This is a genomic window from Mesorhizobium sp. Root552, from assembly GCF_001427285.1.
Classification (GTDB): Bacteria; Pseudomonadota; Alphaproteobacteria; order Rhizobiales; family Rhizobiaceae; genus Mesorhizobium.
The window spans coordinates 1-24704 of the sequence record NZ_LMFV01000012.1 but is presented as its reverse complement, the minus strand read 5'-3'; the positions used below and the strand labels follow the sequence as shown (position 1 = coordinate 24704).

Here is a 24704-nt window from a genome sequence, read left to right as displayed (position 1 = left end):
GAAGGCAGGAGACCGACATGGAAAGCCACACCTATCCCGTGACCCGCACCGACGCTGAATGGCGCGCCCGCCTCACCCCGGAGCAATATGTCGTCATGCGCAACCACGGCACCGAGCGCCCCGGCAGCTGCGCGCTGCTGCATGAACACCGCGCGGGAGCCTTCACCTGCGCCGGCTGCGATACGAAGCTGTTTGAATCGACGCTCAAGTTCGAGAGCGGCACCGGCTGGCCAAGCTTCAACGACCCGGTGCCGGAATCGGTCGAGACCACGACCGACCGCAGCTACGGCATGGTCCGTACCGAAGTGCACTGCGCCACCTGCGGCAGCCACCTCGGCCATGTCTTCCCGGACGGCCCGCCGCCGACCGGACTGCGCTACTGCATCAACGGCGTTGCGCTGAACTTCCAGCCGGCGTGAGGAGAGCAGCGGACCGAAAAGTGGAGCCGGTTTTCGGGTTGCTCCGATGCTCCAACAAAAATGTCAGGCGTAGCGGCTTGGACCAAGCTCACTGGTATCGATGTCCGGCTTGCGCCCGGACATGATGTCGGCAAGCACCTTGGCCGAGCCGCAGGCCATGGTCCAACCCAGCGTTCCGTGCCCCGTGTTCAGGAAGAGATTGTCGAATTTGGACTTGCCGATGATCGGCGGCCCATCCGGCGTCATCGGGCGCAAGCCGGACCAGAAGGTTGCCGCCCCGACATCGCCCGCACCGGGAAACAGGTCGCTGACGGAATGTTCGAGCGTCTTGCGCCGGCCTTCGTGCAGTCTCAGGTCATAGCCCGAGATTTCCGCCGTGCCGCCGACACGGATACGGTCGCCAAGCCGGGTGATCGCCACCTTGTAGGTCTCGTCCATGATGGTCGAGACAGGCGCGGCATCCGCTTTGACGATCGGCACGGTGATCGAATAGCCCTTGACCGGATAGATCGGGATCGACTGGCCGATCTTGCGCATCCAGATCGGCGAATAGGAACCCATCGCCATGACGTAGGCGTCGGCGGTGCGGTTGCCGGCGCTGGTGGCGACGCCGGTCACGCGGCCGTTCTCGACCGAAATGCCGTTCAACGTCACGCCGAACTCGAACCGGACGCCGCCGGCCGTGGCGATCTCGGCCAATCTGGTCGTGAACATCTGGCAGTCGCCGGTCTCGTCGCCGGGAAGCCTCAAACCGCCAACAAACTTGTCGCGCACGGCGCCAAGCCCTGGTTCGGCGGCAATGCAGCCATCGGGATCGAGCACTTCGAACGGCACGCCGTACTGCTTGAGGATCTCGACGTCGCCGCCGATGCCGTCGAGCTGCTTCTGGGTGCGGAACAGTTGCAGCGTGCCCTTGGTGCGCTCGTCATAGGCGATGTTGGTGGAAGAACGCAGCGCCTTCAGCGTGTCGCGGCTGTATTCCGCAATCGGCACCATGCGCGCCTTGTTGCGGGCATAGCGCGCTTCGGTGCAATTCCTCAGCATGCGGATCAGCCACGACCACATATGCGGATCGAAGGCCGGGCGCACCACGAGCGGGCCGTATTTCATCAGCAGCCACTTGACCGCCTTGACCGGGACGCCCGGTCCCGCCCATGGCGAGGAGTAGCCGGGCGAGACTTCGCCCGCATTGGCAAAGCTGGTCTCAAGCGCTGGCCCCTGCTGGCGGTCGATGACCGTCACCTCATGACCGGCCTCGGCCAGAAAATAGGCAGTGGTGACGCCAATCACGCCACCGCCCAGCACCAGTACCTTCATTTCATGCTCCTTGGTCCCCGTTCAAGCCGCGGAAGGGCCGGGGTCGTCATCATATGGCCCTCTCTGCCGGATTTCGGGCCTTTCGCCAAGAGGTGTGACATTAGCTGGAGCACTGTGGACCAGCCGCAGCGCGGGGCGACGGGACGGCGCGGTCGTCGTCGGCATGTGGCGTTTTGGAGCGAATTGCCGCCGGGCGGCCTCCGGCTGGTAAAGCACCTTTTCAAGCAGGATCAATTCGGTTTCGCCGGTGGAGCGTTCGATCAGCGCCGACTGCCCCTCGGCAAGGCCAAGCAATGCAAGCCCGCGCATGGTGGTTATGGGCAGGCCGACGCCCACCATGTCGCGAATGTCGCTCTGCACCAGCGTCCGCACGTCTTCCTTGCCGCCATTGACGCGGAACATCACCCGGCTGTTGATCGTTGCGATATTGGCTTCGACCAAATCGACCTGAACAACGCTGGCGTTGGCGACCTTGCATTTCAGCAAAGGCAGGATTGCTTCGCCCGAAGCGATGCGCCTTTCCAGCATGACCTCCAGGATGGAGAAGTCCTTGCTGGTCAGCCGGCAGGTTACATGGGCCATTTCACTCTCCCGATGTCACGACTGGGCGTCGAGCGAGGGCGGCTCGACTTCGGCGATGTCGAGGACGCGTTCCTTGCCGTCGCGCGTTTTCCAGACGACCGATTGCCCGGCGGCCAGCCCGATCAACGCAGTGCCCAGCGGGGTAAGGATGGAGATCTTGTTTTCAGCGATATCGGCCTGCCCCGGATAGACGAGGGTGATCCGCTTGGTGTCCTCGCCGCCGTTGCGGAAGGTAACGGTGGAGCCCATGCGTACCACGCCGGCCGGCATGGCGTCGGCGCTGGCGATGGTGGCGCGATCCATTTCCGACAAAAGTTCGTCCGCCATGTCCGGCAGGCGGTCGAGCGCCGTACGCGCAAGGCTGGTCAGCCGGTCATGGTCGACGGCGCTGACGATGATGTCGAGTTGCTCACGATGCCTGGTTGCTTCGCGCATGTGATTGAACCTTTTTTGAGTTTGGCAGAGCGGGTTTTACGGGCGCGCTGCCGGTCGCCCTGTCGCATGGTTGTCGGATATGTGGTCTCGGCTAAAGCCATGCGCAGCTTCAAAAGCTTGAAGCGGCGGTTGCGTGCTGAACGTGCGCTTCGCAGCGTGCGAGAGCGCTTCGGTTCTCAATTTGTTGAAAATGCCCCGCTACGCGCGGCCGAATACGGCCGGGCCGGGGCTACGCTCCCGCGATCGGACACACCCGGAAACAGGTCGGTATGTGGGCAAGATTGCTCATCTTACAAGCCTTGCTGGAAAGAGGCTGGTTGTCAAGCGTGTCCAAACCGCTCACTCGACACCGACGTACCGGCGATGGAAACGATGCCCGAGACTGGTCAGGACTTCGTAGCCGATGGTGCCGGAAAAGCCGGCGACTTCGTCCAGTGTTTGCGATGGCCCTATCATTTCCACCATGTCGCCAGGCCGCAAACGGCCCTCTGGAAGGGCGGAAATATCAAGGATGATGGAGTCCATCGAGACGCGTCCGATGAACGGCAGGCGGACACCGTCAAAATAGGCCGACGCAGCCGCGCGACGGCGCCATCCGTCGGCATATCCCAACGAGATCGTTGCCAGAGCGGAATTGCGCCCGGTGACGGCGGTGTGCCCGTATCCAACGCCTGCTCCGGCGGCCACGGAACGGGTCTGGATCACCTTTGCCTGCAGGCGGACCACCGGCAGCATCGGGTTTTCAAGTCCGGGCGTTGGGTTGATGCCGTAGAGCGCAGCTCCCGGACGCGCGAGTTGATGATGGAACCCATTGCCCAGGAAAATGCCCGACGAATTGGCCAATGACGCGGGTACCGGCGGCAGCATGGCGCGCAGGCGGTCGAACTCAATCCGCTGTGCTTTGTTGGCCGGATGCGCAGGCTCGTCGGCGCAGGCGAGATGGCTCATCACGAGCGTTACTTCAATGTTTGCGAACGCCTGTGGATCGGCGGCCAAGGCCAAAACCTCGGATGCGGCCATGCCGAGCCGCGACATGCCGCTATCTACCTGGATTGCCGCCGGCAATTCATGGCCTATGTCTCGCGCGGCTTTGCTCCATGCTGAAAGCTGGTCGAGGCTGTTGATCACAGCGCATAGGTTGGAGCCGGTCGCGTCCCGTTCGGCGCCTGGCGGGATTCCATTCAGTACGTAGATCGTGGGTTTCGGGCCGATCGCATCGCGCAATGAAATGCCTTCGCCAACATGCGCCACGAAGAAAGTATCGCAACCTTCCGCCATCAGCGCCTGCGCTATCTGTACCGCGCCCAGACCATAGCCGTCGGCCTTGACCACGCCGGCGCAGCGCGCTGCGTCAAGCCTTGCCCTCAGGCGGCGATAGTTCTCGCGTACAGCCTCAAGATCGATGGTAAGGATCGCACCCGCCGCTGCCGGATCCAGCGCTACTGCCCGATGCTCAAGGGAGACCTTGTTCATACGCCCGACCCTCGAACTTCTGTTGCATTCAATGTTCAATTGCGTCTGGGGCTTTATAACATCTATCGAACGCACGATCCCTTCGAAAAGGCAGTGCTTTCTCGAAGAAGCTGGCCATAGTTGGCTACGGAAAGATCGAATTTCGCATGGAAATAGCTTGGCGACGTTCCAGCGCCCGTCGCGCGGTGAAGATCGTGAGCATTTCTTGTCGTGCCTCACCCAGTTGCAGGCCGAACCGTCGTGCAAACCACACATCTGCCCAGAAACAAAAAACCCGGCCGCACGGGCCGGGTTTTTGTGACTGCTCAAGCGGTCAGATCAGGCAGCTTCTTCCTGCTCGGTTTCCTCGTTGTCAGCCTTGGCGCCGCGCTTCGGACCCTTGTTAAGGTTCACCTCAATGAGGCGGACCGCTTCGGTTTCCGACATGCGATTGACCGCGGCAATCTCACGCGCCATGCGGTCAAGCGCTGCTTCGTAAAGCTGACGTTCGGAGTAAGACTGCTCCGGCTGGTTATCCGCGCGATAGAGGTCGCGCACCACTTCGGAGATCGAGATCAGGTCGCCGGAATTGATCTTCGCGTCGTATTCCTGGGCGCGGCGCGACCACATGGTGCGCTTGACGCGGGCGCGACCCTGCACAACCTTCAATGCACGATCGACATAGTCGGTTTCGGACAGCTTGCGCATGCCGATGGAAGTCGCCTTGGCGACCGGCACCTTGAGCCGCATCTTGTCCTTCTGGAAATCGATTACAAACAATTCCAGTTTGTGTCCCGCCACTTCCTGCTCATCGATCGATACGATCTGGCCCACACCATGCGCCGGATAAACGATGAACTCTCCGGTCTTGAAACCGTGACGTGCGGGGGCAGACTTCTTCTGCGGGATGCTGGTTGCCATTACGCCCTAGACTCCTTGTTGTGGCCGACAACAAGCCGGCCGAACATGTTTGGCCGGATGAACCGGCATCGCCGCGCGACAGATGAGACTACCGGGAAAGCAAGGACCCCTGGACCGCACCAAAGCGACCCTATCGTCCAGATTGCTCTGGTCCGGATTGTTAGATTCACCTTTCAGTGATTTGGGGCGTGTGCGCCATCAATCGACGTTGTGTCACCGGCATGTTGCTGGATAGATAACACAAAAAGTCGGAAGAATCAAGAATTTGCTGCACACGCTAACGGCAACAGGCGGCTATCGCAACTGCACAAGGCCGGTCAAACGAACTTTTCGCGTCGCTGCGATGTGCCCAAAGCTCAGTTGCCTTCGCCCGGCTCAGGCGAAAAATACTTCTCTAGCTTACCGGTCTCTCCGTCGAACTCCTTGGCGTCTGCCGGAGCGTCTTTCTTGGCAGAGATGTTGGGCCACTTGTCCGCATATTCCGCGTTGAGCAGGAGCCAGTTGTCGAGACCGGGCTCGGTGTCGGGCTTGATCGCGTCGGCGGGGCACTCAGGTTCACAAACGCCGCAGTCGATGCACTCGTCAGGATGGATGACGAGCATGTTTTCGCCTTCGTAGAAGCAGTCCACCGGGCAGACCTCGACGCAGTCCATGTACTTGCATTTAATGCAGTTGTCGGTCACGACATAAGTCATCGGCGGCTCCGGGAATGCCCGCGTTTGCCCGTCATCAGGCGGATCTTCCGAGGGTGAGGTAACGCCTTTGCCGGCCGCTTGCAAGGCCAGCTACGTTGCTGATTTTGGCTCAGAATGAAATGAAACCAACGCGGATACGCCGGTATCCGGATATTCAATCCTTGCCATGCAGCCTGTCGGTTTGGCGTCGCGCTTTCTTGGTCGGCCGGCCGCTGCCGATGTCGCGAACCGGTTGCAGGGCATCGGGAACGCCATCCGATGGCGCAGGCGGCGGCGACAGGTCTTCATAGAGTTTGCGCGCTTCCTCCGCCGGTCCGCGCCGCGACCCGGCATCGAGCACCTTCCAGATCAGGATTCTGCGGTCGAGGGTGATGGTCAGCACGTCACCGGGCTTCACAGTGTCGGAGGCCTGCGCTGCTTTGTCGCGATTGATGCGCACGCGTCCGCCAAGCACCAGCTTTGCCGCCAGCGTGCGCGACTTCACCGCTCGCGCAAAGAAAAGCCATTTGTCGATACGCTGACGACCTTCGACGACCATGGATCAGTTCGAACCGTCACGACCTTGCATACGGCCCCGCTATTTCTTCAACTGGTCCCGCAGTGCGGCAAGCTTGGCAAAGGGTGAATCCGGATCGATGCGGACAGGCCTTTCCTCGCGCGGCTTGGATTGGAAATGCGGTTTGCCGCCGCTCTTGCCTGCTTTCCAATCGGGCTGCCCGTCGCGCCTTTCCTGGCGTTGACCCTGCGATTTGCCGCCCCGGTGCTCCGGTCGGCCCTCCCCTTGCGGCTTGCCGTTTTTGAAGCGATCGCGGTCAAAGCGGCGGCGTTCGCCACTGCCGCCCTTAGCCTCGCCCTGATTTTCCGGCCCGGCTTCGGCACCGGCGACTTTCTGATGTCGCCCCTGAGCGCCGCGTTGGCGCTGATCCTGCCGCTGGCCACCGCGATGTCTCTCAAACCGGGCCTGACGCCATAGCAGGATCGGCTTCGGCTCTTCAGCTTCGGTGGCGTTCCCCACATCGCCCGTCGGCGCGGCTTCAGCCACCACCGTGGCGCCATCAGCTTCAGCCGGCGCTGCGATTTCAGAGATAGACTGCTCGGCGGCAGACTGGACCGCTACTTCATCGGCGATCTCCGATCCGCCTTCAGGCGCATTTGCGGTGGCCTGCTCCAATGCGACCTCATCCTCGGCAACTTCAGATGACGTTGCGCTGCTGTCGACAGCCGCTGTAGCGACCTCGCCCTCCGCTCCGTCATTGGCTGTTGCCGCCGCCGCCTTGGCCTCGGCGGCGCGTCGAACTGCCTCGTCTTCGGCTTCCAGCCTTGCCTTGACCTCAGCGGCGGGCTTGGGCTCGGCCCGGTAACCCAAACCTTTCAGAATTTCTTCCATGTCTTCGGCAGTTGCACCAAGGATCGACATCATCGGTGGAGTCACCAGGAAGGCGTTGCCGTCATAAGCCCCATCCGGGCGCTGGCCGAGGCCGGGCTTCCAGTTGGTGGTTGGCCGGATCAGATCGGCGAGGCGCTCGAGGATATCGACGCGGACGGCACGGCGGCCAAGATTGCGGTAGCCAGCCAGTCTGTAAAACGCCTTGTCGAAAGAGGCGTCGACCACCACCGAGGTGCGACCGGTGGCGAGTGCGTTGACCACATCGCCAAAGCCCGGCTTGTCCTTGCCGTCGTTTTTCAGCGACCACAACAATGTCACCAATCCTGCCGGCGCCGGTTTGACGAGGGCCGGCACAAAGACGTGATAGGCACCGAAGCGTACACCCAGACGGCGCAGAGCAGCGCGCCCTTCCTGGTCGAGCGAACGCATGTCCTCGGCAATGTCGCGGCGGTTGATCATGCCGAAGTGCTCGACAAGCTGGAAGGCGATGCCGCGGGCAATGCCCGATATTTGCTCGGCAGCCTTCAGGTCGATAAGCGGCTTCAAAAGGGTCTCTATCTGGAAGCTTACGAACCGTTCGGCGCGCGCGGCGACCTTGTCTCGCGCAGGGCCGGTCAACTGTTCGTCGGCCAGAAGCACCAAGCGTGGCTTCAGCGCATCTTCACCGGCGACCAGGGTGCCGACGGGAGCGCCGATCCAGCGCAATGTTCCGTCCGAACCCAGGGCGATGTCGCTGTTGCCCGAAGCGGCAAAGCGTTCGGCGCGCGCCTCGAATTCAGCGGCAAGCGCCTTTTGAGCTGCCTGGCTCACGGCCTTGGCATCCTCGCCGCCAGCACTTTGATCGGCGGTAAAGCGGAACCCTTGCAGTTCACCGACATGGTGCCCCTCGACGAGGACCGTTCCGGTAGGGCTTATTTCAGCTTCGGACATAGTGTTTTCTCTAAGGCGGCGCATGAGGACGGAAGTCCTGCGGTCTACAAAGCGTTTCGTCAACCGCTCATGCAGCGCATCCGACAATCTGTCTTCGATTTCGCGCGTCTTTTCCTGCCAGTGTGCCTGATCGGCAAGCCAGCCGGGCCGGTTGGAGACAAAGGTCCAGGTGCGGATCTGCGCGATGCGGTGCGATAGCGTGTCGATGTCACCTTCCGTCGTGTCGGCGCGGCGAACCTGTTCGGCCATGTAATTCTCATCGACGTGGCCGCGCTTGACCAGGTCCATATAGATCGACGCAATGAGGTCGGCGTGCTGGGCCGGCGCGATGCGGCGATAGTCTGGCAGGGCGCAGGCTTCCCACAGCAACGCAACCCGCTCGCGCCCGCTTGCGAGTGCACGGATTTCCTCGTCGCGTGAGAGATGTTCAAGCGCCTGGGCATCGACCGCCGGCAACGCGCGTGTCAGCCCCTCCACAGGAGCATTGGTCTCGATCGACCGCTTCAACGCCTCAAGGCTGGCGTGGTCGAAATTCGGGGTGCGCCACTGCAGCACCTTAACCGGCTCGAAGTCATGGCTTTCCATCTTCTGGATCAGGTCGTCTTCGAACGGATCGACCTGACCGGTGACGCCGAAAGTGCCATCACGCAGATGGCGCCCGGCGCGCCCGGCAATCTGGCCAAGCTCAGCGGCGGTCAACTGGCGGAACTGGTAGCCGTCGAACTTGCGACTCTGGGCAAAGGCGACATGATCGACATCGAGGTTGAGGCCCATGCCAATGGCGTCGGTAGCGACCAGATAGTCCACGTCGCCGGATTGGTAGAGCGCTACTTGCGCGTTGCGGGTGCGCGGGCTGAGCGCCCCCAGAACTACGGCGGCTCCGCCCTGCTGGCGGCGGATCAGTTCGGCGATGGCATAGACCTCGTCGGCCGAAAATGCGACGATCGCAGAACGCCGGGGCAGACGGGTGAGCTTCTTCGATCCTGCATAAGCAAGATGCGAAAGCCGCGGCCGGGTCACCACCGAAACACCCTTGAGCAGTTTTTGCAGGATGCCGTGCATGGTGGCGGCGCCAAGCAGCAGTGTCTCCTGCCGGCCGCGCAGATGAAGGATGCGGTCGGTGAAGATGTGGCCGCGCTCAAGATCGCCGGCGAGTTGTACCTCATCGATGGCCACGAACGCTGCATCGGTTTCGCGCGGCATCGCTTCGACGGTGCATACGATGTAGCGCGCGCCGGCAGGCTGGATCTTCTCCTCGCCGGTGACCAGTGCCACCTTGGTGGCGCCGACCTTCTCGCACAACCGCCCGTAGACCTCGCGCGCCAGCAGACGCAGCGGCAGGCCTATGATACCGCTCTCATGCGACACCATCCGCTCTATGGCGAGATGGGTCTTGCCGGTGTTGGTCGGCCCGAGAACCGCGGTCACGTCGCGCCCGGAGAGGATCAGCGGGTCATGATTTTTCGGCTGGATATTCATCGGCTCGGAACGTCTCTCTGGCCAGTGTGCCGCGCCGTTCGGAAGGGGCGAACAAGGGTCGTCTCCAACCCAGCCGACACATAGGCATTTCCGCGCCTCTGGGAAAGTCGCAATGTTCCACAGGAAGCGCAAAAGGCGCAGCCCAAGCGGATTTCCATGATGTAGATTAACTTATGGAACGAGTCTGGAACGAATCGGCGACGAATCACTGACTCTGCCGAATTCATGGTTTGTTCATGGCTAGATATGGCGAGCTGGAAGGTTTCATGCACCAGATGCTGAATCTGCCTACTATGATTTCATGCGCGGGCTTCGGTATCGGTTAATGTTTCCGCACAGATGTTCGAAAGAGATAGGCGGGAATATCCGCTGCCCCGGCAAAGACATGAAAAAGCTGGACATTTCTTAATGCACAGTAACCAAATACGGGCTGATTCAGCCGTGCCTTGTTAATACTCGGACCAAAGCCGGAACGAATCGGCGACGAATCGGCGTTGAGTGGATTTTCTTGGTTTGTTCACTACAACATCTTGTATGCCGAACAGGTTATCCACTGGCTATCCACAATCCGCCCGGCCTCTTTCGCCTGAAATCCGCTACGGTTCTTAACCTTTATGTGCCGGATCGATACAAGCGCCAACTTACCGCAAACGGCTGAGATCCGCGGCGCGGTTTTCGATGATGGCCTCCATCGAAAAAAAACCCGTTACCGTGGCAAGGTCGAAATTGGTGATGAGTTTCTGATAGAACCCGTCATAGCCGCCCATGTCGCGGGTTACGACCTTGATCAGGTAGTCCCAATCTCCGCCTATCCTGTAGAAGTCGGTGACCTCGGGCAAATGCTCCACGTGCTTGCGAAAGCTGTCGGCCCACTCCTTCGAATGATGGCGCGTGCGAACCATGACAAAGACCGTAAGTTTGAAGCCGAGCGCTGAGAGGTCGATCCGAGCGTGCGTGCCTTTGATCACGCCCTCGCCCATAAGTTTCTGTAGCCGTCGCCAGCAGGCGTTTTGAGACAGGCCGACCCGCTCGGCGAGATCTCGCTGGGAAAGACCGCCGTCCTTTTGCAGGCATGTCAGGATTTTGAGGTCAATTCCATCAATATTATCCATATGACCTATCACATGAACGAAAACTAGCTCAAGATTGCAAATCTTAGGTGCATTTTCAATGCGGTGTCGGAGCTATTCTGAGATCACCAATGGAGGTCTCCCATGCTCACGGCCGTATCCGAAAATGCATCCAAACCTACCCTGATCCAGAAATTCAGGGCCCGCTTGGCGGTTCCCGGCGTACTGGACGATCTACGGTCCGGCTTGATCGGAAACGACGCGGAGATCGAAGGCCCATTCGGAAACAAGCCCCTAGTCTATGCCGACTATGTCGCTTCCGGCCGCGCCTTGATGCAGATCGAAGAGTTCATATTGCGGGAAGTTTTGCCATTTTATGCAAATAGCCACACCGAGGCCTCCTATTGCGGCGGCGTTGTCACCAGGCTACGTCGCGAGGCGCGTAAGGCAATTGGTGACTGTTGCGGGGCAACAGATGAACACGCGGTGATCTTTGCCGGGCCCGGTGCGACCGCTGGCTTGAATCGTCTCGTCACTTTGCTTGGCGTCAACGCCTCAGGAGCCGCGGGCAAACGGGCACGTGTCATAATCGGCCCTTATGAGCATCATTCCAACATCCTGCCTTGGCGCGAAAGTGGCGCCGAGATAGTTGAGATTGCCGAGGGTGCGCTCGGCGGACCGGATCTTGACGAACTCGATGCTGCGCTGCGCGGCGTGTCCGAATTTGACAGCGTCGTGTGCGCATTTTCGGCAGCATCCAACGTAACCGGCATTATCACTGACGTCGCGACGGTGACGCGCAAGGCAAAGGCAGCCGGCGCAAAGATCGTCTGGGACTACGCAGGTGCCGGTCCTTACCTGCCAATCGCGATGTCGCCAGCAGAAGGCGTTGAAATCGATGCCGTCGTGGTCTCGCCGCACAAGTTCATCGGTGGCCCCGGAGCTTCCGGCGTGCTGATCGTGCGGCGCGACGCCGTGGTGACCACCAAGCCCTGTTGGCCGGGCGGCGGCACGGTCAAATTCGTGTCGCCCACAGTGCACGACTACAGCAACAGCCTTGAGGCGCGCGAGGAGGCAGGGACACCGAACGTGGTCGGAGATATCCGGGCTGCACTTACCTTTCTGGTCAAGGATGCCATCGGGCAGCAAAACATGCAGCGCCGAAACGACGAACTCGTGAACCGTGCAACCGCTGCCTGGCAAGGCATAGACGAAATTGAACTGCTGGGGCTGCCGGGTGCGCCGAAGCTGCCGATATTCTCGTTCAAGGTGAAAGATGGCCGTGGTGGCTACGTCCACCAGCAATTGGTAACGCGTATGCTGAGTGACCGTTTTGGCATCCAGGCGCGTGGTGGCTGCGCCTGCGCTGGACCTTATGTGCACAGGCTGCTCTCGATTGACGCGGCGGAATCGGACCTGATGCGGCAGGACATCCTGGCTGGCCGGGAAATCCGGAAACCGGGGTTCACCCGTCTCAACTTCAGTGTCCTTTTGCCGGACGAAAAGGTGGAATTCATCCTCAACTCGGTAATCGAACTCGCTCGCACAGCGGACCGATATTCGGCGATGTACGATTGCGACGCCAGTCGGGCGATTTTCTTTCCCGCGGCAGCTTGACGGACTGAACCCTCTGTCGACAGGTTGAGGTATCGAGTTCCGAAAAGCGAAAAAGCCGCGGAGTTCCGCGGCTTTTCGATGCTTGAAACATTGGAGCGGGTGAAGCGATTCGAACGCTCGACCCCAACCTTGGCAAGGTTGTGCTCTACCCCTGAGCTACACCCGCTCGCACGGCCTTGAGCCGCAAGCCGCGCCTATATGGCCGAAGAGCACGGCGATTGCAACAGGGAAATCGCCGCCTTTTTGGCCGGAATGAACGAATTTTGGACCGTTGCATGGATTCGCAACTGCACCACTCAATAGCGGGCATCGCATCTTGTGTTGCCGTGCAGCTTGGCCGTAAACGGCGTTCTGCGTTCTCAGGGAAGGTTCGCCATGCCGAAGACTGAATCCGATCTTCTTGCCTTTCTTGCGCAACTGGGTATCGCCGTCACCACCAAGCGCCATCCCGCGCTGTTTACCGTGGCCGATTCGCAAGCGTTGCGTGGCGAGATCGCCGGCGGCCATACAAAGAACCTGTTTTTGAAGGACAAGAAGGATAATTTCTTTCTTGTCACCCTCGAGGAGGAGGCGGAGGTCGACCTCAAGCAAGTCCACCACTTGATTGGCGGGGCCAGCCGCGTTTCTTTCGGCAAGCCGGAGAAGCTGATGGAGTTGCTCGGCGTGGTTCCAGGCGGGGTTACGGTGTTCGGGCTCCTCAACGATGCAGGATGCAAGGTCAAGGTGGTGCTGGACAAAGCCCTGATGGAGAATGCCATTATCAATGCGCATCCATTGACCAATGAGGCGACAACGTCGATCGCAGCGGACGATCTGGTCAATTTCATCAAGGCAACCGGGCACGATCCTGTTATCTTGAAAGTCTCGGCTTGATCGCCACATTTGGAACGAAAAAATCTTCCGGTGCGGCGGACTACATCTGCTGCACGGACTGACCGATAAGGTGGAAAGATGAGTGATAGCAACCCATTCGGCGGCGCCAATCAGTACGCAACTACGGTGCGATATGGGAGCGATGGCAACGAAGCTGCCGGGGTTGTGCCCGCCGATGGCGCGCTCGATGTGATCAAGGATGCAACGACGGCAAGTTTTTCCGCCGACGTGATCCAGGAATCGCGCAAGCAACCGGTATTGGTGGACTTCTGGGCACCTTGGTGCGGCCCTTGCAAGCAACTCACTCCGCTGTTGGAAAAAGCGGTCAAGGCCGCTGGTGGCAAGGTCAAGCTTGTCAAGATGAACATCGACGAGCACCCCTCAGTTGCCGGCCAGCTTGGCATCCAGTCGATTCCAGCGATCATTGCCTTCAAGGATGGGCAACCAGTCGACGGGTTCATGGGTGCTATTCCTGAAAGCCAGATCCGTGACTTCATCGACAAAGTCGGCGGCAAAGGTGACGACGGAAAGGCAGGGATAGCCGAGGCGCTTGCCGCCGCTGCAGAAGCACGCAGTTCGGGTGATCTGCAAACCGCAGCAGACATCTATGATGCCGTGCTCCAACAGGCGCCCGAAACAGTTGAAGCCATTGCCGCGTTGGGCGATCTGCTTTTCGAGGCTGGCGATGCTATGGGCGCAGAGGCCGTTCTGGAGCGTGCGCCGGAAGACAAGCGCGATGCGCCCGAGCTTGCTGCCTTGCGGGCGAAAATGACGTTGGCGGCCCAGGCTGCCAATCTTGGTAATCCGGCGGAACTGGAAAGGCGGCTGGAGCAAAACCCGAAGGATCATCAGGCACGCTTTGATCTCGCCATGATCCAGAATGCGAAGGGTGACCGGGACAAGGCGGCCGATAGCCTGCTTGCCATCGTCAAGGCTGACCGGACCTGGAATGACGACGGAGCGCGGGCCCAGTTACTGCAATTCTTTGAAGCCTGGGGCATGGCCGACGAAGCGACCTTGTCGGCGCGGCGGAAGCTGTCATCGCTGCTTTTCTCCTAGGCTGGCCCTGCATGGGGCAAACCTGAGGCGGGATTGTATTTTCGCCTCGTCTGATGATTTGCTGGTGTTCGGATACATCCGGCGCTGGCGCACCAGATTGAGCCAAATGGCAAGGCGCTGGCGTAAGCGCACAGCGGAGACACGACATGCAGGTAGGAAACGCACGTTATCGGAGCGAAGCGGATTTGCCGCATACCGTTCCCGTGTTTCCGCTGGAAGGCGTGTTGCTGCTGCCAGGCGGCAGGTTGCCGCTCAACATCTTCGAGCCGCGCTACCTGCAGATGATCGACCACGCCATCGCCTCCGACCGGTTGGTAGGTCTTATACAACCTCGTCTTGACGGGGCGCTTCGCGATGAAGCAACGCCAGAGCTCTGCAGCGTCGGCTGTTTCGGGCGTCTCACCTCTCTCGCCGAAAGTGGCGATGGCCGCTATCTGATTGCGCTGCAAGGAGTGTGCCGCTTCAGGATAGTGCACGAGCTTGTCGTGAAGACGCCGTTTCGCCAGTGTCGGGTCACGCCCTTCCTTGCCGATCTCGACGAGGACCGGGCAGCGAGCGAGGTGAACCGTCCTGCACTACTCAAGGCCTTTCGAGCCTACCTGCAGGCCAATGATCTCGAGGCCGATTGGGAAAGCGTCAGTCGCGCCGGCGATGCGATTTTGGTCAATGCACTGTCGATGATGGCGCCCTACGGACCGGCAGAAAAACAGGCGCTGCTTGAGGCTGCGGACCTGAAGACGCGGGCCGAGACGCTGATTGCCATCACCGAAATGGCGCTGGCTCGCGACAATGAGGAATTTGGATCAAGCCTGCAATAGGCTGGAGGATCGCATGGCGGAACGTAGCGAACGCAAATCGCAGGTCGATCCCAAGCTTTTGGAACTGCTTGCCTGCCCTCTGACCAAGGGACCGTTGAGCTGGGACCCGGAGCGCAGCGAACTGGTGTCCAGGCTGGCGCAGCTTGCCTATCCGGTCAGGGACGGTATTCCGATCATGCTGCCTTCGGAGGCGCGTTCGGTTTCGCTCGAGAAAAAGTAAACGCGATGCGTCATTGGAAGTTTCGTCCTTTCGGCATGACGTTTCGCGCCTTGCGAGCCATCGCTTCGCGATCCCGGTGAGGTGGAACGTTTCGATCCGGTTCACCTTGACGTTTCTTCCAAGGCAGGGCTGCGTTTGAAGGAAACGACGTCTTCCGGTTTTCTTCCAGCAGTGTCGCCAGCCAGGGTGAGAGATCATCGATGCGGTCGGCAACGATATGGATGACGTCCGATTCCGATTGAAGTTTGCCGGTAACGCGCACGAAGCGCGAGCCCATGATGACGGGTCGATAGCGGTCGAATATGCGTGGCCAGACGATGACGTTGGCGACGGCGTCTTCATCTTCCAGAGTCAGGAAAATGGCGTTGCCCTTGCCCGGTCTCTGACGCACCAGCACGAGCCCTGCAACTGAGACGCGCCGGCCGTCGGGAACGGATGTCAGGACAGCGTTCGGCGTGACGCCTGCCTCGTTCAGTTGCTTGCGTACGAAGGCGACCGGATGAGCCTTCAACGACAGGCCGAGAGACCGGTAGTCATGGATGACATGTTGGCCCAAAGGCATTTCGGGCAAGGTCGCCTTGGGCTCCAGGTCGGGCAGGTTCACAGTCGGCCGATCGAACAGCGGCAGCTTTTCGACGGCGCTTTTGCGATCCAACGCCCGCACCGCCCAAAGTGCCGACCGGCGGTCGAGGCCAATGGAGCGGAAGGCATCTGCCTCGGCCAGCTTCTCGATCTCATCGACATCAAGGCCGGAACGCAGCCAGACATCGCGCACCGATTGGTACCCTTCGCCACGCCTCGCGCAAAAGATTTCCATGCGATCCAGCGAAAGGCCTTTGATCTGCCGGAAGCCGAGGCGGACGGCATGGCAGGTGCGGATAACCCCGCGCATTTCGGCATGGCGCTTGAGAATGCGCCCAGGGTCGAACGGAGCTTTTTCAAGTAGGCAATCCCAGCGGGAAAAATTGATATCGACCTCGCGGATCTCGACGCCATGGTCGCTTGCATCGCGCGCGAGCTGGGCCGGTTGGTAAAAACCCATTGGCTGCGAATTCAGGATCGCGGCGCAGAACACATCCGGATAGAAGGTCTTGAACCAGCAGGAGGCATAGACCAACAGCGCGAAGGAAGCGGCATGGCTTTCGGGAAAACCGTAATCGCCGAAGCCCTCGATCTGCTTGAAACAGCGCTCGGCAAACTCCTGCTCGTAGCCGCGCGCCATCATCCCGCTGATCATCCGGCTTCTGTATTTTTCTATCGTGCCATTGCGCTTGAATGTCGCCATTGCCCGGCGCAGTTCGTCGGCTTCGCCCGGCTTGAAGCCGCCGGCGACCACCGCAAGCCGCATCGCCTGCTCCTGGAAAAGCGGCACACCTTTTGTCTTGCCAAGGATCTGTTCGAGTTCGGGTTTTGGGTACTCGACTTTCTCTTTTTCTTCTCGCCGCCGCAGATAGGGATGCACCATGTCACCCTGGATCGGGCCGGGGCGCACGATCGCAACCTCAATGACGAGATCGTAGAATTCTCTCGGCTTGAGGCGCGGCAGCATCGACATCTGGGCCCGGGATTCGATCTGGAACACGCCCAGCGTGTCGGCACGGCAGATCATATCGTAGACCCGGGCATCCTCCTTGGGGATCGTATCGAGATCGACAATGGGACGTCCGCTCTTTTCGTCCCTTGTATCATAGTGCTGGTTCAGGAGCTTGAAGGTGCGCTTCAGGCAGGAGAGCATGCCGAGCGCCAGAACATCCACTTTCAGGATCTTCACGGCATCCAGATCATCCTTGTCCCATTCAACCATCTTGCGTTCATCCATCGCCGTCTTGACGATGGGTACGATCTCGTCGAGCCGGTCCCTGGTGATGACGAAGCCGCCGACATGCTGGGACAGATGGCGGGGAAAGCCCATGATCTGATTGGCATGGGTGAGGACGTGCCTGGTCAAAGGATCCGCCTGGTCAAGGCCGCCTGCCTTGGTTTCTCTTTCGCCGAGCGTGGCGGAATACCAGCCCCAGATGGATCCGGACAAGGCGCTGCGTACATCTTCCGACAGGCCCATCGCCTTGGCCACTTCGCGAAGCGCCGAGCGCCCCCGATAGCTGACGACGGCGGCGGCCAGCGCCGTGCGCTTGGCGCTGTATTTCGAATAGATATACTGCATGACTTCTTCACGCCGTTCATGCTCGAAATCGACGTCGATGTCCGGTGGTTCATTTCTTTCCTCGGAAATGAAGCGCTCGAACAGGGAATTGATTTCCCTTGGCCCCACCTCGGTAATGCCGATGCAGTAGCAGACGACCGAGTTGGCGGCGGAGCCGCGGCCTTGGCAGAGGATGTCCTTGCTGCGCGCAAACTGGACGATGTCGTGAACGGTCAGGAAATAGCGCGCGTAATTCAGCCGCTTGATGAGGGCCAGTTCCTCCCGGATGCGTTTTTGTACGTCGACTTCGGTTCCCGTTGGAAAGCGCCTGGCCGCACCCTCCCATGCCAGTCTCTCCAATTCTTCCTGTGGCCCGAGGCCTGATTGCGTGGGCTCGTCGGGGTAATTGTATTGAAGTTGAGCCAGCGAAAAGGACAGTTCTCCAGCAAAGCGCAGCGTTTCGGCCAGCGCCTGCGGGTGCCGACGGAAAAGCCTCGCCATTTCTCCCGGCAGCTTCAGGTGACGCTCGGCATTGGCTTCAAGTTCCAATCCCGCCTCGGTGACGGGCGTGTTCAGCCGGATCGCGGTGATCACGTCCTGCAGGGAGCGACGCTCCGGCGCGTGATAGAGCACGTCGTTCGTCGCCATCAACGGCAGTTTGGCGGCAGTGGCGACGGCGGCTGCCTGTTCGATACGGAAGCGATCATTTCCCCGATAGTCGGGTGCGACAGCCAGCCGTAGCGCCTTGCCGAAGCACTCCTTCAGCCGTTGCAGCAAGGCAAGGTCGTCCGTCGCCGTGACCAGTTCCGGCAGGACAGCAAGCGACATGTGCCCGCCCCATTCCAGCAGGTCGTCCAGACGAAGAAGTGTGGCGCCCTTTTCAGCTTCCTCACGCAGATTGGCTTGGGTCAGCATGCGGCACAGATGGCCCCATCCCTTGCGATCCCGTGGATAAGCGAGAATGTCGGGGGTGCCGTCAGTAAAGACCAGCCTGCAGCCCGGATGGTAGGGATATTGGATTTCTTTCGTGTCAGGCGTCAGCTTTATATGTTTCGACTGGTTCCATGCACGCACCACGCCGGCGACCGTATTGCGGTCGGCGAGACCCATGCCGGCATGGCCGAGAAGGCAGGACGCCAGCACCAGTTCCTCGGGCCTCGAGGCGCCGCGCAGGAATGAGAAATTCGATTGGACACCGAACTCGATATAGGCAGGGGTGACGCGTGCGTTCATGCGAATATCCCATGCATGAACCAGCGCGGCGTAGGTTCAACGCCATCATAGAGACCTTGGCGATAGAGCCAGTAGCGGCGGCCGTCGACATCCTCGATCCGGAAGTAGTCGCGCGTCGGTGCTTCCCGAAGCCACCATTCCGAAGCGATGCGTTCCGGCCCTTCGGCGCGGGCGACTTTATGCAGGGCGCGTCGCCAGCGGAACTGCCGTGGCGGGCCTTCCGGCATTTCAGTGGCCGGCACGTCAATCGGCTCGGGGGCGCGGAAAAGACGGATGGGGCGTTGCAACGAGGGAAGATGGGGCATTGCGGGGCTACGCGACCCGGCTGCCGATTTTCCGGACGCTTCGAAAGGAACCATTGCCACCGCTTGCTCAGGACAGTGGCTCGCCACTGTAATGGCTTGCAGAATGGTGCCTTGCCCTAACCTTGCGTTGATCCGGTCCGTGAACATGGCAATGCTCGCAGCCTCGTCTTGTATTTCCCCCGCAAGGTCGATCTGGCTGGTTTCATATGCGGCGCTTGTCAGGATGCACAGCCGCACAAGGTCGAAACCGTAACCGGCGTCAAAGCCATCACCGACCGCGATCAGCCTTTCGTGGAATAGCTTGTGAACCAGTTGCGGTTCCCGAACCGGTTGCGATGTGCGCATCCTTAACCGCGTGATCGCGCCATCCACCCGGAACAGCAAAAGCTCGAACTCACGCGCGCCTTCGCCACGTCGTTCCAGATCGGCTCGCAACGTTGCAGCGAGAGCTTTCACCAATAGCTCTATGTCCTCGGTCAGCATAACCGGCTCGGCGAGATGGCGTTCGGCGGAGAGAGTTGGGACCGGCATGCGCGGAGATATCGGTTCCTCCAGACGCCCCAGCGCCCTGTCCAGATGCAGAAGAAGCTTCGAGCCGAAGCGGCGCATGAGCGGTGCGCGCGGCAGGGCCATGATTGCCCCGACGCTCCATAGACCGACGCTCTCCAGACTGGTGCGGATTGCAGGCTCGATGCGCAGGGCAGATAACGGCAAGGGGGCTAGCAAGGTTGCTTCGCCACCGGAGGCAACGATGCGTTCACTTGCAAAGCGTGCTGCCGCCCAGGCAGTGCCGGCTGTCGAGGCAATGCCGATGCGGACATCAAAGCCCTGCTGGAAGAAGCGCGAGGACATATCCTCCAGCATCGCACGCTCGCCGCCGAACAGGTGCGCGCAGCCGGTGATGTCGAGAAACAAGCCGTCCTGGCCGTCAAGGGACACCAGCGGGGTGTAACGGTCGCACCAGTCGGCCAGACCTTCGAGCAGGCTGAGTTCTGCTTGGGGGTCAGCTTCAACCACATCGATCGTGGGGTGCATGGCACGCGCATCGGCCAATCCCATACCGCGCTTCAGCCCAAGCGCCTCAGCCTGCTCGTCGAGCGCGGCGATGCGTTGAGCGTTCTGTTGACGATGGCTGAGCACCAGTGGCGGGTGCGGGACCAGTGGTCGAGACCGCCAGGCGCGCCCCAGGCGCTGCCGCCATATCCGCTCCGCAGCGAGGTAGGGAAACCACAGAGACAGAATTCTCTGCCCTTTTCCCGTGCCGCATCCTAACGCCGGATCTTTCGGTAGCGTATCTTTCATCGCCGCATCTCTCGTCGAATGAGTGTTCATCGGGGTTCCACTCCAATATGAATTTTCCCCATCGGCCCGTACGGCTCTTGCTCACCGAAACCGCAAAGGCCGGCCGGCCGATCGATCCATCGAGAGGGCCAGCCAGCGTGCTGCGCAATGCCGAAACCGCCGGCTCGACAATCAGCCGGATGGGAGCGGCCGTCGGCTCCGCCAATGCTGCCTGGCGCAGCAAGAGAACCGGCTTTGCGGCTTGCTGCGCTCTGGCGTGAAGCCTGCGGCTTGCGGTGAGGTCGAGACGCTGCGGATTGCCGCGGATTTCCAACACCACTGCCGAGAGCGTGGTGAGCCGTGCTGCTTCCTCTGCCACCCAAAGAGCATCGGTTAGCTTGGGCACCTCGCAAAAGAGGAGGCTTTGCGGAACGATGTCGAACAGGTCTTGCAAGCCCCTGGCGTAGGGAAAGCCGCCCTCCTGCCAGGCTTGCGCCGTGCCGATCCATAGCGCGGGGCCAGCAGCCGGATCGCAATTGACCAGCCTGCCCAAGAGCGCCAGGGCGAAGCCTGCAACAGCACCGGCATCGCGTGTTTCAGGGCCATGGATTTCGGTCAGCGCGGCTTTCAAAAGCCCGCCGCCCAATGTGTCATCAAGGCTCGCTACGCCGGTTGTTAACAGGGCTTCGCCGCCCGCCGAACCGCTTCGCCGTACAAGAATCTGATCGGTGGGGCCGGATATGCTGCAAGGTGCGCCGGCCGGAGCATCGAAGCGATCCGGCAGCGTTCCTTCAATCCTGGCTATCTGGTGGCGCAGGGAAAAAACGGTTTCCCGCGCCGTGACGCTTGCCGTCATGACGATCCATTTCCAGAGCAATTGTTCTTGTTATGTTCTTATGGATTCCAGAGCTTGGAGAAAGAGTCAAGCAGGGCGGTGCGGAATTTATTCCTCTGAAGTCGGAAGGGCCATGTCCGTGGGCGAGGTTGCCGTTTGCCGAGTGCCACGCAAAAGCCTATATGCCCCGGGCAAAGGATACAGAATGGCCCGCATCTACAAGACCCGCAACTGGCACGGCGAGCTTTCGCCTTCCATCGAAGAGCTGGAGTTGCTGGCGCTGGAGGCTTACGCGCACCTGCCGGAAGAATTCCGCAAGCTGACCGGCGAGATCGTCATCCAGATCGCTGAGTTCCCGACCGACGAGATCATGGACGACCTGTCGCTCGAGACGCCGTTCGACCTGCTTGGCCTGTTCGAGGGGCGCGGCATCGCCGAACGCTGGAACCCGGCGACCGGCGAAGGCCCGAACCGCGTCACGCTTTACCGGCGCGCCATCCTCGACTACTGGGCCGAGAACGAGGAAGCGTTGGGCGATATCGTCAACCACGTCCTTATCCACGAGGTCGGCCATCATTTCGGCCTTTCGGATGACGACATGGAGCGCATCGAAACGGCTGCGGGATAGCGCCTCCAAAGCCCTAAATCACGTTCAGTTCCCGGAACGCCCGGCCTTCCGCGACTCGCTGATAGGCGAAGGCCGAGCAGTCGAGCGTGCGATAGCTGCCCGTGATGATCAGTTCCGCGAGAGCCTTGCCGACTGCCGGCGCCTGCTGCAGGCCGTGACCGGAAAAGCCGTTGGCGAAAATGAAGTTGCCGACTTCCGGATGCGGGCCGATGACCGCATTCTGGTCGAGCGTGTTGTAGTCGTAGTGGCCGGCCCAGGCGCGGGTCATCTTGATCGCCTCGAAGGCCGGCACGCGGGTGGCCAGCACCGGCCAGATCTCGTTTTCGAACAGGCCCCATTCCGGCTCGAAGTCGGACGGATCGGCCGCCTGCTCGCCGTCTTCCGATTCCGCCCCGCCGGTGATGTAGACCGAGCCCTCCGGCCGCCACCAGATGCCGCTTGGATCGACGATCAACGGCATGTCGGCGAAACGGTCGCGCGCCTCGAACACGAAGACGTTGCGCTTGCGCGGCTCGACCGGCAGTTCCAGCCCGGCCAATGCCGCGACCTTGCCGGCATTCGGCCCAGCCGCGTTGACGACGATGCCTGCTTCCAAGGTTTCACCATTGTCCAGCGTCACCCCGGTTACGCGGTTGCCTTGCCGGGCGATCGCGGTGACGGAAGCGGTGATGAAATCGACCTTCCTGTTGCGCAGCGCCTTGCGGAACAGGTGCAGGTAGGCATGGGCGTCGAACCAGCCTTCGCCGCTCACGCCATAGGCGCCGCCGCTGATGCCCTCGCCTGACAGCCACGAAAAACGGCTCGTCAGCGCCGCCGCATCTTCCAGCACGATCTCGGCGCCTTCGGCGACCTGCGTGTCATGATTGGCCTTGAGCACGGGCAGGCCGGTTTCGCTGGCGAGGATGAGATAGCCGCCTTCGTGGAAATCGATCTCGGCATCGGGGCCGAATTCTTCCTTCAGCCGCCGGAACAGCTTCAGCGTGAACTGCGACAGGCGGATGTTTTCGGGGATCGAAAACTGCTGGCGGATGGAGGCCGCCGAAAGCGTCGTCGCCGAATGGGTGAATTGCGGATCGCGCTCGACAAGCGCGATGGAGCCGGAAAAGCCCTCGTCGCGGAGATAATAGGCCAGCGAGGCACCGACGATTGCGCCGCCGATGATCACTATATCGTAGTTCGCCATGCCGCTGGACCCGTTTATGCCACTGATGAAACAGCTTTCGCCACTTTGCTGCAAGCTCTTGCAAGGGCCAGCTTTGCCGGGCAAGAAGACCAGATGTCCCAAAACCCTACTATGATTGAGAACCCGATCCGTCCGCGCCGTTCCGTTCTTTACGTTCCCGCCTCGAATGACAAGGCGCTGGCCAAGATCGCCACGCTCGCCTGCGATGCCGTGATCATCGACCTGGAGGATGCGGTGCTTCCTTCCGAGAAGGTGGCGGCGCGCGAAAAGCTTGCCGGCATCCTGGCCAATCGGCCTGAGCGCCGTTGCGAAATGGTGGTGCGCATCAACGCATTGAGCGGCCAGTGGGGGTCCGACGACCTTGCCGCCGCTGCCGCCTGCGAGCCGGATGCCATCCTGTTGCCCAAGGTCGATACCGCCCGCGATATCCTTGAAGCCGGCGATGCCCTCGACGATGCCTTCGCGCCGGACGAGGTCAAGCTGTGGGCGATGGTCGAAACGCCGAAGGCGCTGATGAACATCGGAGCCATCGCCGAGCTTGGCCGCGACCCCGCCTCGCGGTTGAGCTGTTTCGTTGCCGGAACGAACGATCTGGTCAAGGAAACCGGCATCCAGGCCATGCCCGACCGGCGCTATCTGGTGCCGTGGCTGATGCAGATCGTGCTGGCGGCCCGTGCCGGCGGGATCGACGTCGTCGATGGCGTGTTCAACCATTTCAGCGATGCCGTCGGCTTCGCCCGCGAATGCGGGGAAGCGGCGGCCATGGGCTTTGACGGCAAGACGGTCATCCATCCGGCGCAGATCGAAGCGGCCAACGCGGCCTTTTCGCCTTCCGCCGCTGCGCTGGTGGAAGCCAAGGCAATTGCCGAAACCTTCGCCTTGCCCGAAAATGCCGGCAAGGGCGTGGTCGTGCTGGGCGGCAGGATGATCGAACGGCTGCATCTTGCACAGGCCGAAAAACTGCTGGCGAAAGCCGCCGGCATCGGCGCATGATCATCGCAGCGACGTCCCTATCCATTTCCATCAGGGAAAAGACATGAGACTCTACCGTTTCCTTACCGCCATCGACGACGCCACTTTCTGCCACAAGGTGACAGCGGCGCTGAACAAGGGCTGGCACCTCTATGGTTCGCCGACCTATGCCTATGACAAGAAGGAAAAAATCATGCGCTGCGGCCAGGCCGTGGTGAAGGACATCGATGGCCAGGACTACGTGGCCGGAGAGACCAAGCTCAGCGATTGGTAAGGGGCGTAGCTATTCATTGCCACACCCGCTTTCGCGTCTGGCCATTGTCAAAGAACTGACCTTTGCCGTTGAAGCACAGGTCGGGAGGATGGGCGGCCGTTCGGTCGCTCGTTTAGGTAAGTAGTGCGGCCTTGCGGCCGCCCGTCCGGTGGTCTTGCCTCCCTGAGGGGGCGCTGCCGTCCAATGCGGCCCGCTTCAGCCGCACACCGTCATGCGACCAATCCGGCACCGACGCCCTTCCCTGATACCCGGTGCGCACCAGGTCTCCCGCAAGGGCGATGGCATGAGTATGGGGCAAGGTGCGGAGGAGGTGGATAAGTGGAGTCGGGAGTTTTTTGGGAAGTGAGCGGGATCAAGGGGTTATTGAGGCGATGCGAGCGGATTTGTCCACTATTGAGCCCAACCTCGCAGGACCAACACCCCCCTCTGGCCTACCGGCCATCTCCCCCTCAAGGGGGGGAGATTACCAAGATTGCCATGCTTTCATCCGGCACTGAAATGACAGAGGAGGCTGTAGCTTGAAGCTGCCGATCTCCCCCCTTGAGGGGGAGATGGCCGGCAGGCCAGAGGGGGGTG

General features: G+C 60.8%; 22 protein-coding genes and 1 tRNA gene. 9 read left to right on the top strand and 14 right to left on the bottom strand.

What is annotated here, in order from left to right; genetic code table 11:
- Window positions 1–17 precede the first annotated feature (17 nt).
- The gene (gene msrB / locus ASD50_RS06500; RefSeq protein WP_056237703.1) at window positions 18–419 is read left to right on the top strand and encodes a peptide-methionine (R)-S-oxide reductase MsrB; all 402 of its coding nucleotides are present in this window, start codon (window positions 18–20) and stop codon (window positions 417–419) included.
- A gap of 63 nt (window positions 420–482) precedes the next feature.
- Here the strand turns inward: msrB and ASD50_RS06495 are convergent, their stop codons facing one another.
- The 9 genes from ASD50_RS06495 to ASD50_RS06455 form a co-directional block, all read right to left on the bottom strand.
- Complete coding sequence (locus tag ASD50_RS06495; protein WP_056237696.1) at window positions 483–1736, bottom strand: D-amino acid dehydrogenase; 1254 nt, start codon at window positions 1734–1736, stop codon at window positions 483–485.
- 21 nt (window positions 1737–1757) lie between these two features.
- The gene (locus ASD50_RS06490) at window positions 1758–2318 is read right to left on the bottom strand and encodes a hypothetical protein (protein ID WP_056237693.1); all 561 of its coding nucleotides are present in this window, start codon (window positions 2316–2318) and stop codon (window positions 1758–1760) included.
- Between the two features lie 15 nt (window positions 2319–2333).
- Window positions 2334–2753 carry a nucleoside diphosphate kinase regulator gene (gene rnk / locus ASD50_RS06485; RefSeq protein WP_056237690.1) on the bottom strand — a complete coding sequence of 140 codons (420 nt, stop codon included), beginning with the start codon at window positions 2751–2753 and terminating at the stop codon, window positions 2334–2336.
- 339 nt (window positions 2754–3092) lie between these two features.
- A complete protein-coding gene (gene alr, locus ASD50_RS06480; RefSeq protein WP_056237686.1) occupies window positions 3093–4226 on the bottom strand; it encodes an alanine racemase in 1134 nt (377 codons plus the stop codon).
- A 318-nt stretch (window positions 4227–4544) separates the two neighbouring features.
- On the bottom strand, window positions 4545–5126 hold the full coding sequence (locus ASD50_RS06475) for a CarD family transcriptional regulator (protein ID WP_056237683.1): 582 nt from the start codon (window positions 5124–5126) through the stop codon (window positions 4545–4547).
- 356 nt (window positions 5127–5482) lie between these two features.
- Window positions 5483–5821, bottom strand: a complete 339-nt coding sequence (gene fdxA / locus ASD50_RS06470; protein ID WP_056238703.1) for a ferredoxin FdxA — start codon at window positions 5819–5821, stop codon at window positions 5483–5485.
- Window positions 5822–5975: 154 nt separating this feature from the next.
- On the bottom strand, window positions 5976–6359 hold the full coding sequence (locus tag ASD50_RS06465; RefSeq protein ID WP_056237677.1) for an RNA-binding S4 domain-containing protein: 384 nt from the start codon (window positions 6357–6359) through the stop codon (window positions 5976–5978).
- Window positions 6360–6398: 39 nt separating this feature from the next.
- Complete coding sequence (locus ASD50_RS06460) at window positions 6399–9617, bottom strand: helicase-related protein (protein ID WP_056237674.1); 3219 nt, start codon at window positions 9615–9617, stop codon at window positions 6399–6401.
- 641 nt (window positions 9618–10258) lie between these two features.
- The gene (locus ASD50_RS06455) at window positions 10259–10729 is read right to left on the bottom strand and encodes an Lrp/AsnC family transcriptional regulator (RefSeq protein WP_056237670.1); all 471 of its coding nucleotides are present in this window, start codon (window positions 10727–10729) and stop codon (window positions 10259–10261) included.
- A 102-nt stretch (window positions 10730–10831) separates the two neighbouring features.
- Here ASD50_RS06455 and ASD50_RS06450 point away from each other — a divergent pair, with 102 nt between their 5' ends.
- Window positions 10832–12304: an aminotransferase class V-fold PLP-dependent enzyme gene (locus ASD50_RS06450; protein ID WP_056237666.1), complete on the top strand. Its 1473-nt coding sequence runs from the start codon at window positions 10832–10834 to the stop codon at window positions 12302–12304.
- A 91-nt stretch (window positions 12305–12395) separates the two neighbouring features.
- Here ASD50_RS06450 and ASD50_RS06445 read toward each other — a convergent pair.
- Window positions 12396–12470 (bottom strand) — tRNA-Gly (locus tag ASD50_RS06445).
- A 209-nt stretch (window positions 12471–12679) separates the two neighbouring features.
- Between ASD50_RS06445 and ASD50_RS06440 the strand changes: the two genes are divergently transcribed.
- The 4 genes from ASD50_RS06440 to ASD50_RS06425 all read left to right on the top strand — a co-directional run bounded on the left by ASD50_RS06440 (window position 12680) and on the right by ASD50_RS06425 (window position 15274).
- Window positions 12680–13177, top strand: a complete 498-nt coding sequence (locus ASD50_RS06440) for a prolyl-tRNA synthetase associated domain-containing protein (RefSeq protein WP_056237664.1) — start codon at window positions 12680–12682, stop codon at window positions 13175–13177.
- Window positions 13178–13255: 78 nt separating this feature from the next.
- Window positions 13256–14236 carry a thioredoxin gene (gene trxA / locus ASD50_RS06435; RefSeq protein WP_056237662.1) on the top strand — a complete coding sequence of 327 codons (981 nt, stop codon included), beginning with the start codon at window positions 13256–13258 and terminating at the stop codon, window positions 14234–14236.
- A gap of 146 nt (window positions 14237–14382) precedes the next feature.
- A complete protein-coding gene (locus ASD50_RS06430; RefSeq protein WP_056237660.1) occupies window positions 14383–15054 on the top strand; it encodes an LON peptidase substrate-binding domain-containing protein in 672 nt (223 codons plus the stop codon).
- A gap of 13 nt (window positions 15055–15067) precedes the next feature.
- On the top strand, window positions 15068–15274 hold the full coding sequence (locus ASD50_RS06425; RefSeq protein ID WP_056237657.1) for a Trm112 family protein: 207 nt from the start codon (window positions 15068–15070) through the stop codon (window positions 15272–15274).
- Between the two features lie 10 nt (window positions 15275–15284).
- On the opposite strand, the gene ASD50_RS06420 is transcribed toward ASD50_RS06425, so the two are convergent.
- Genes ASD50_RS06420 through ASD50_RS23785 form a run of 3 tightly spaced genes read right to left on the bottom strand, consistent with a single transcriptional unit; the run spans window position 15285 to window position 21092 of the window.
- Window positions 15285–18650 (bottom strand): error-prone DNA polymerase, encoded by a 3366-nt coding sequence (locus tag ASD50_RS06420; protein ID WP_056237652.1) that lies wholly within the window; start codon window positions 18648–18650, stop codon window positions 15285–15287.
- Window positions 18647–20095: a DNA polymerase Y family protein gene (locus ASD50_RS06415; RefSeq protein WP_056237648.1), complete on the bottom strand. Its 1449-nt coding sequence runs from the start codon at window positions 20093–20095 to the stop codon at window positions 18647–18649. Before ASD50_RS06415 ends, ASD50_RS06420 begins: the two co-directional genes overlap by 4 nt.
- Window positions 20037–21092 carry an ImuA family protein gene (locus tag ASD50_RS23785; RefSeq protein WP_056237646.1) on the bottom strand — a complete coding sequence of 352 codons (1056 nt, stop codon included), beginning with the start codon at window positions 21090–21092 and terminating at the stop codon, window positions 20037–20039. The genes ASD50_RS06415 and ASD50_RS23785 overlap by 59 nt, the downstream gene beginning before the upstream one ends.
- Window positions 21093–21276: 184 nt before the next feature.
- Between ASD50_RS23785 and ASD50_RS06405 the strand changes: the two genes are divergently transcribed.
- The gene (locus ASD50_RS06405; RefSeq protein ID WP_056237643.1) at window positions 21277–21699 is read left to right on the top strand and encodes a metallopeptidase family protein; all 423 of its coding nucleotides are present in this window, start codon (window positions 21277–21279) and stop codon (window positions 21697–21699) included.
- Between the two features lie 13 nt (window positions 21700–21712).
- Here the strand turns inward: ASD50_RS06405 and ASD50_RS06400 are convergent, their stop codons facing one another.
- A complete protein-coding gene (locus ASD50_RS06400) occupies window positions 21713–22882 on the bottom strand; it encodes an NAD(P)/FAD-dependent oxidoreductase (protein WP_056237638.1) in 1170 nt (389 codons plus the stop codon).
- Window positions 22883–22975: 93 nt separating this feature from the next.
- Here ASD50_RS06400 and ASD50_RS06395 point away from each other — a divergent pair, with 93 nt between their 5' ends.
- Both ASD50_RS06395 and ASD50_RS06390 read left to right on the top strand, forming a co-directional pair.
- The gene (locus ASD50_RS06395) at window positions 22976–23875 is read left to right on the top strand and encodes an HpcH/HpaI aldolase/citrate lyase family protein (RefSeq protein ID WP_082549539.1); all 900 of its coding nucleotides are present in this window, start codon (window positions 22976–22978) and stop codon (window positions 23873–23875) included.
- A gap of 43 nt (window positions 23876–23918) precedes the next feature.
- Window positions 23919–24128: a DUF1737 domain-containing protein gene (locus ASD50_RS06390; protein WP_056237635.1), complete on the top strand. Its 210-nt coding sequence runs from the start codon at window positions 23919–23921 to the stop codon at window positions 24126–24128.
- Window positions 24129–24704 lie beyond the last annotated feature (576 nt).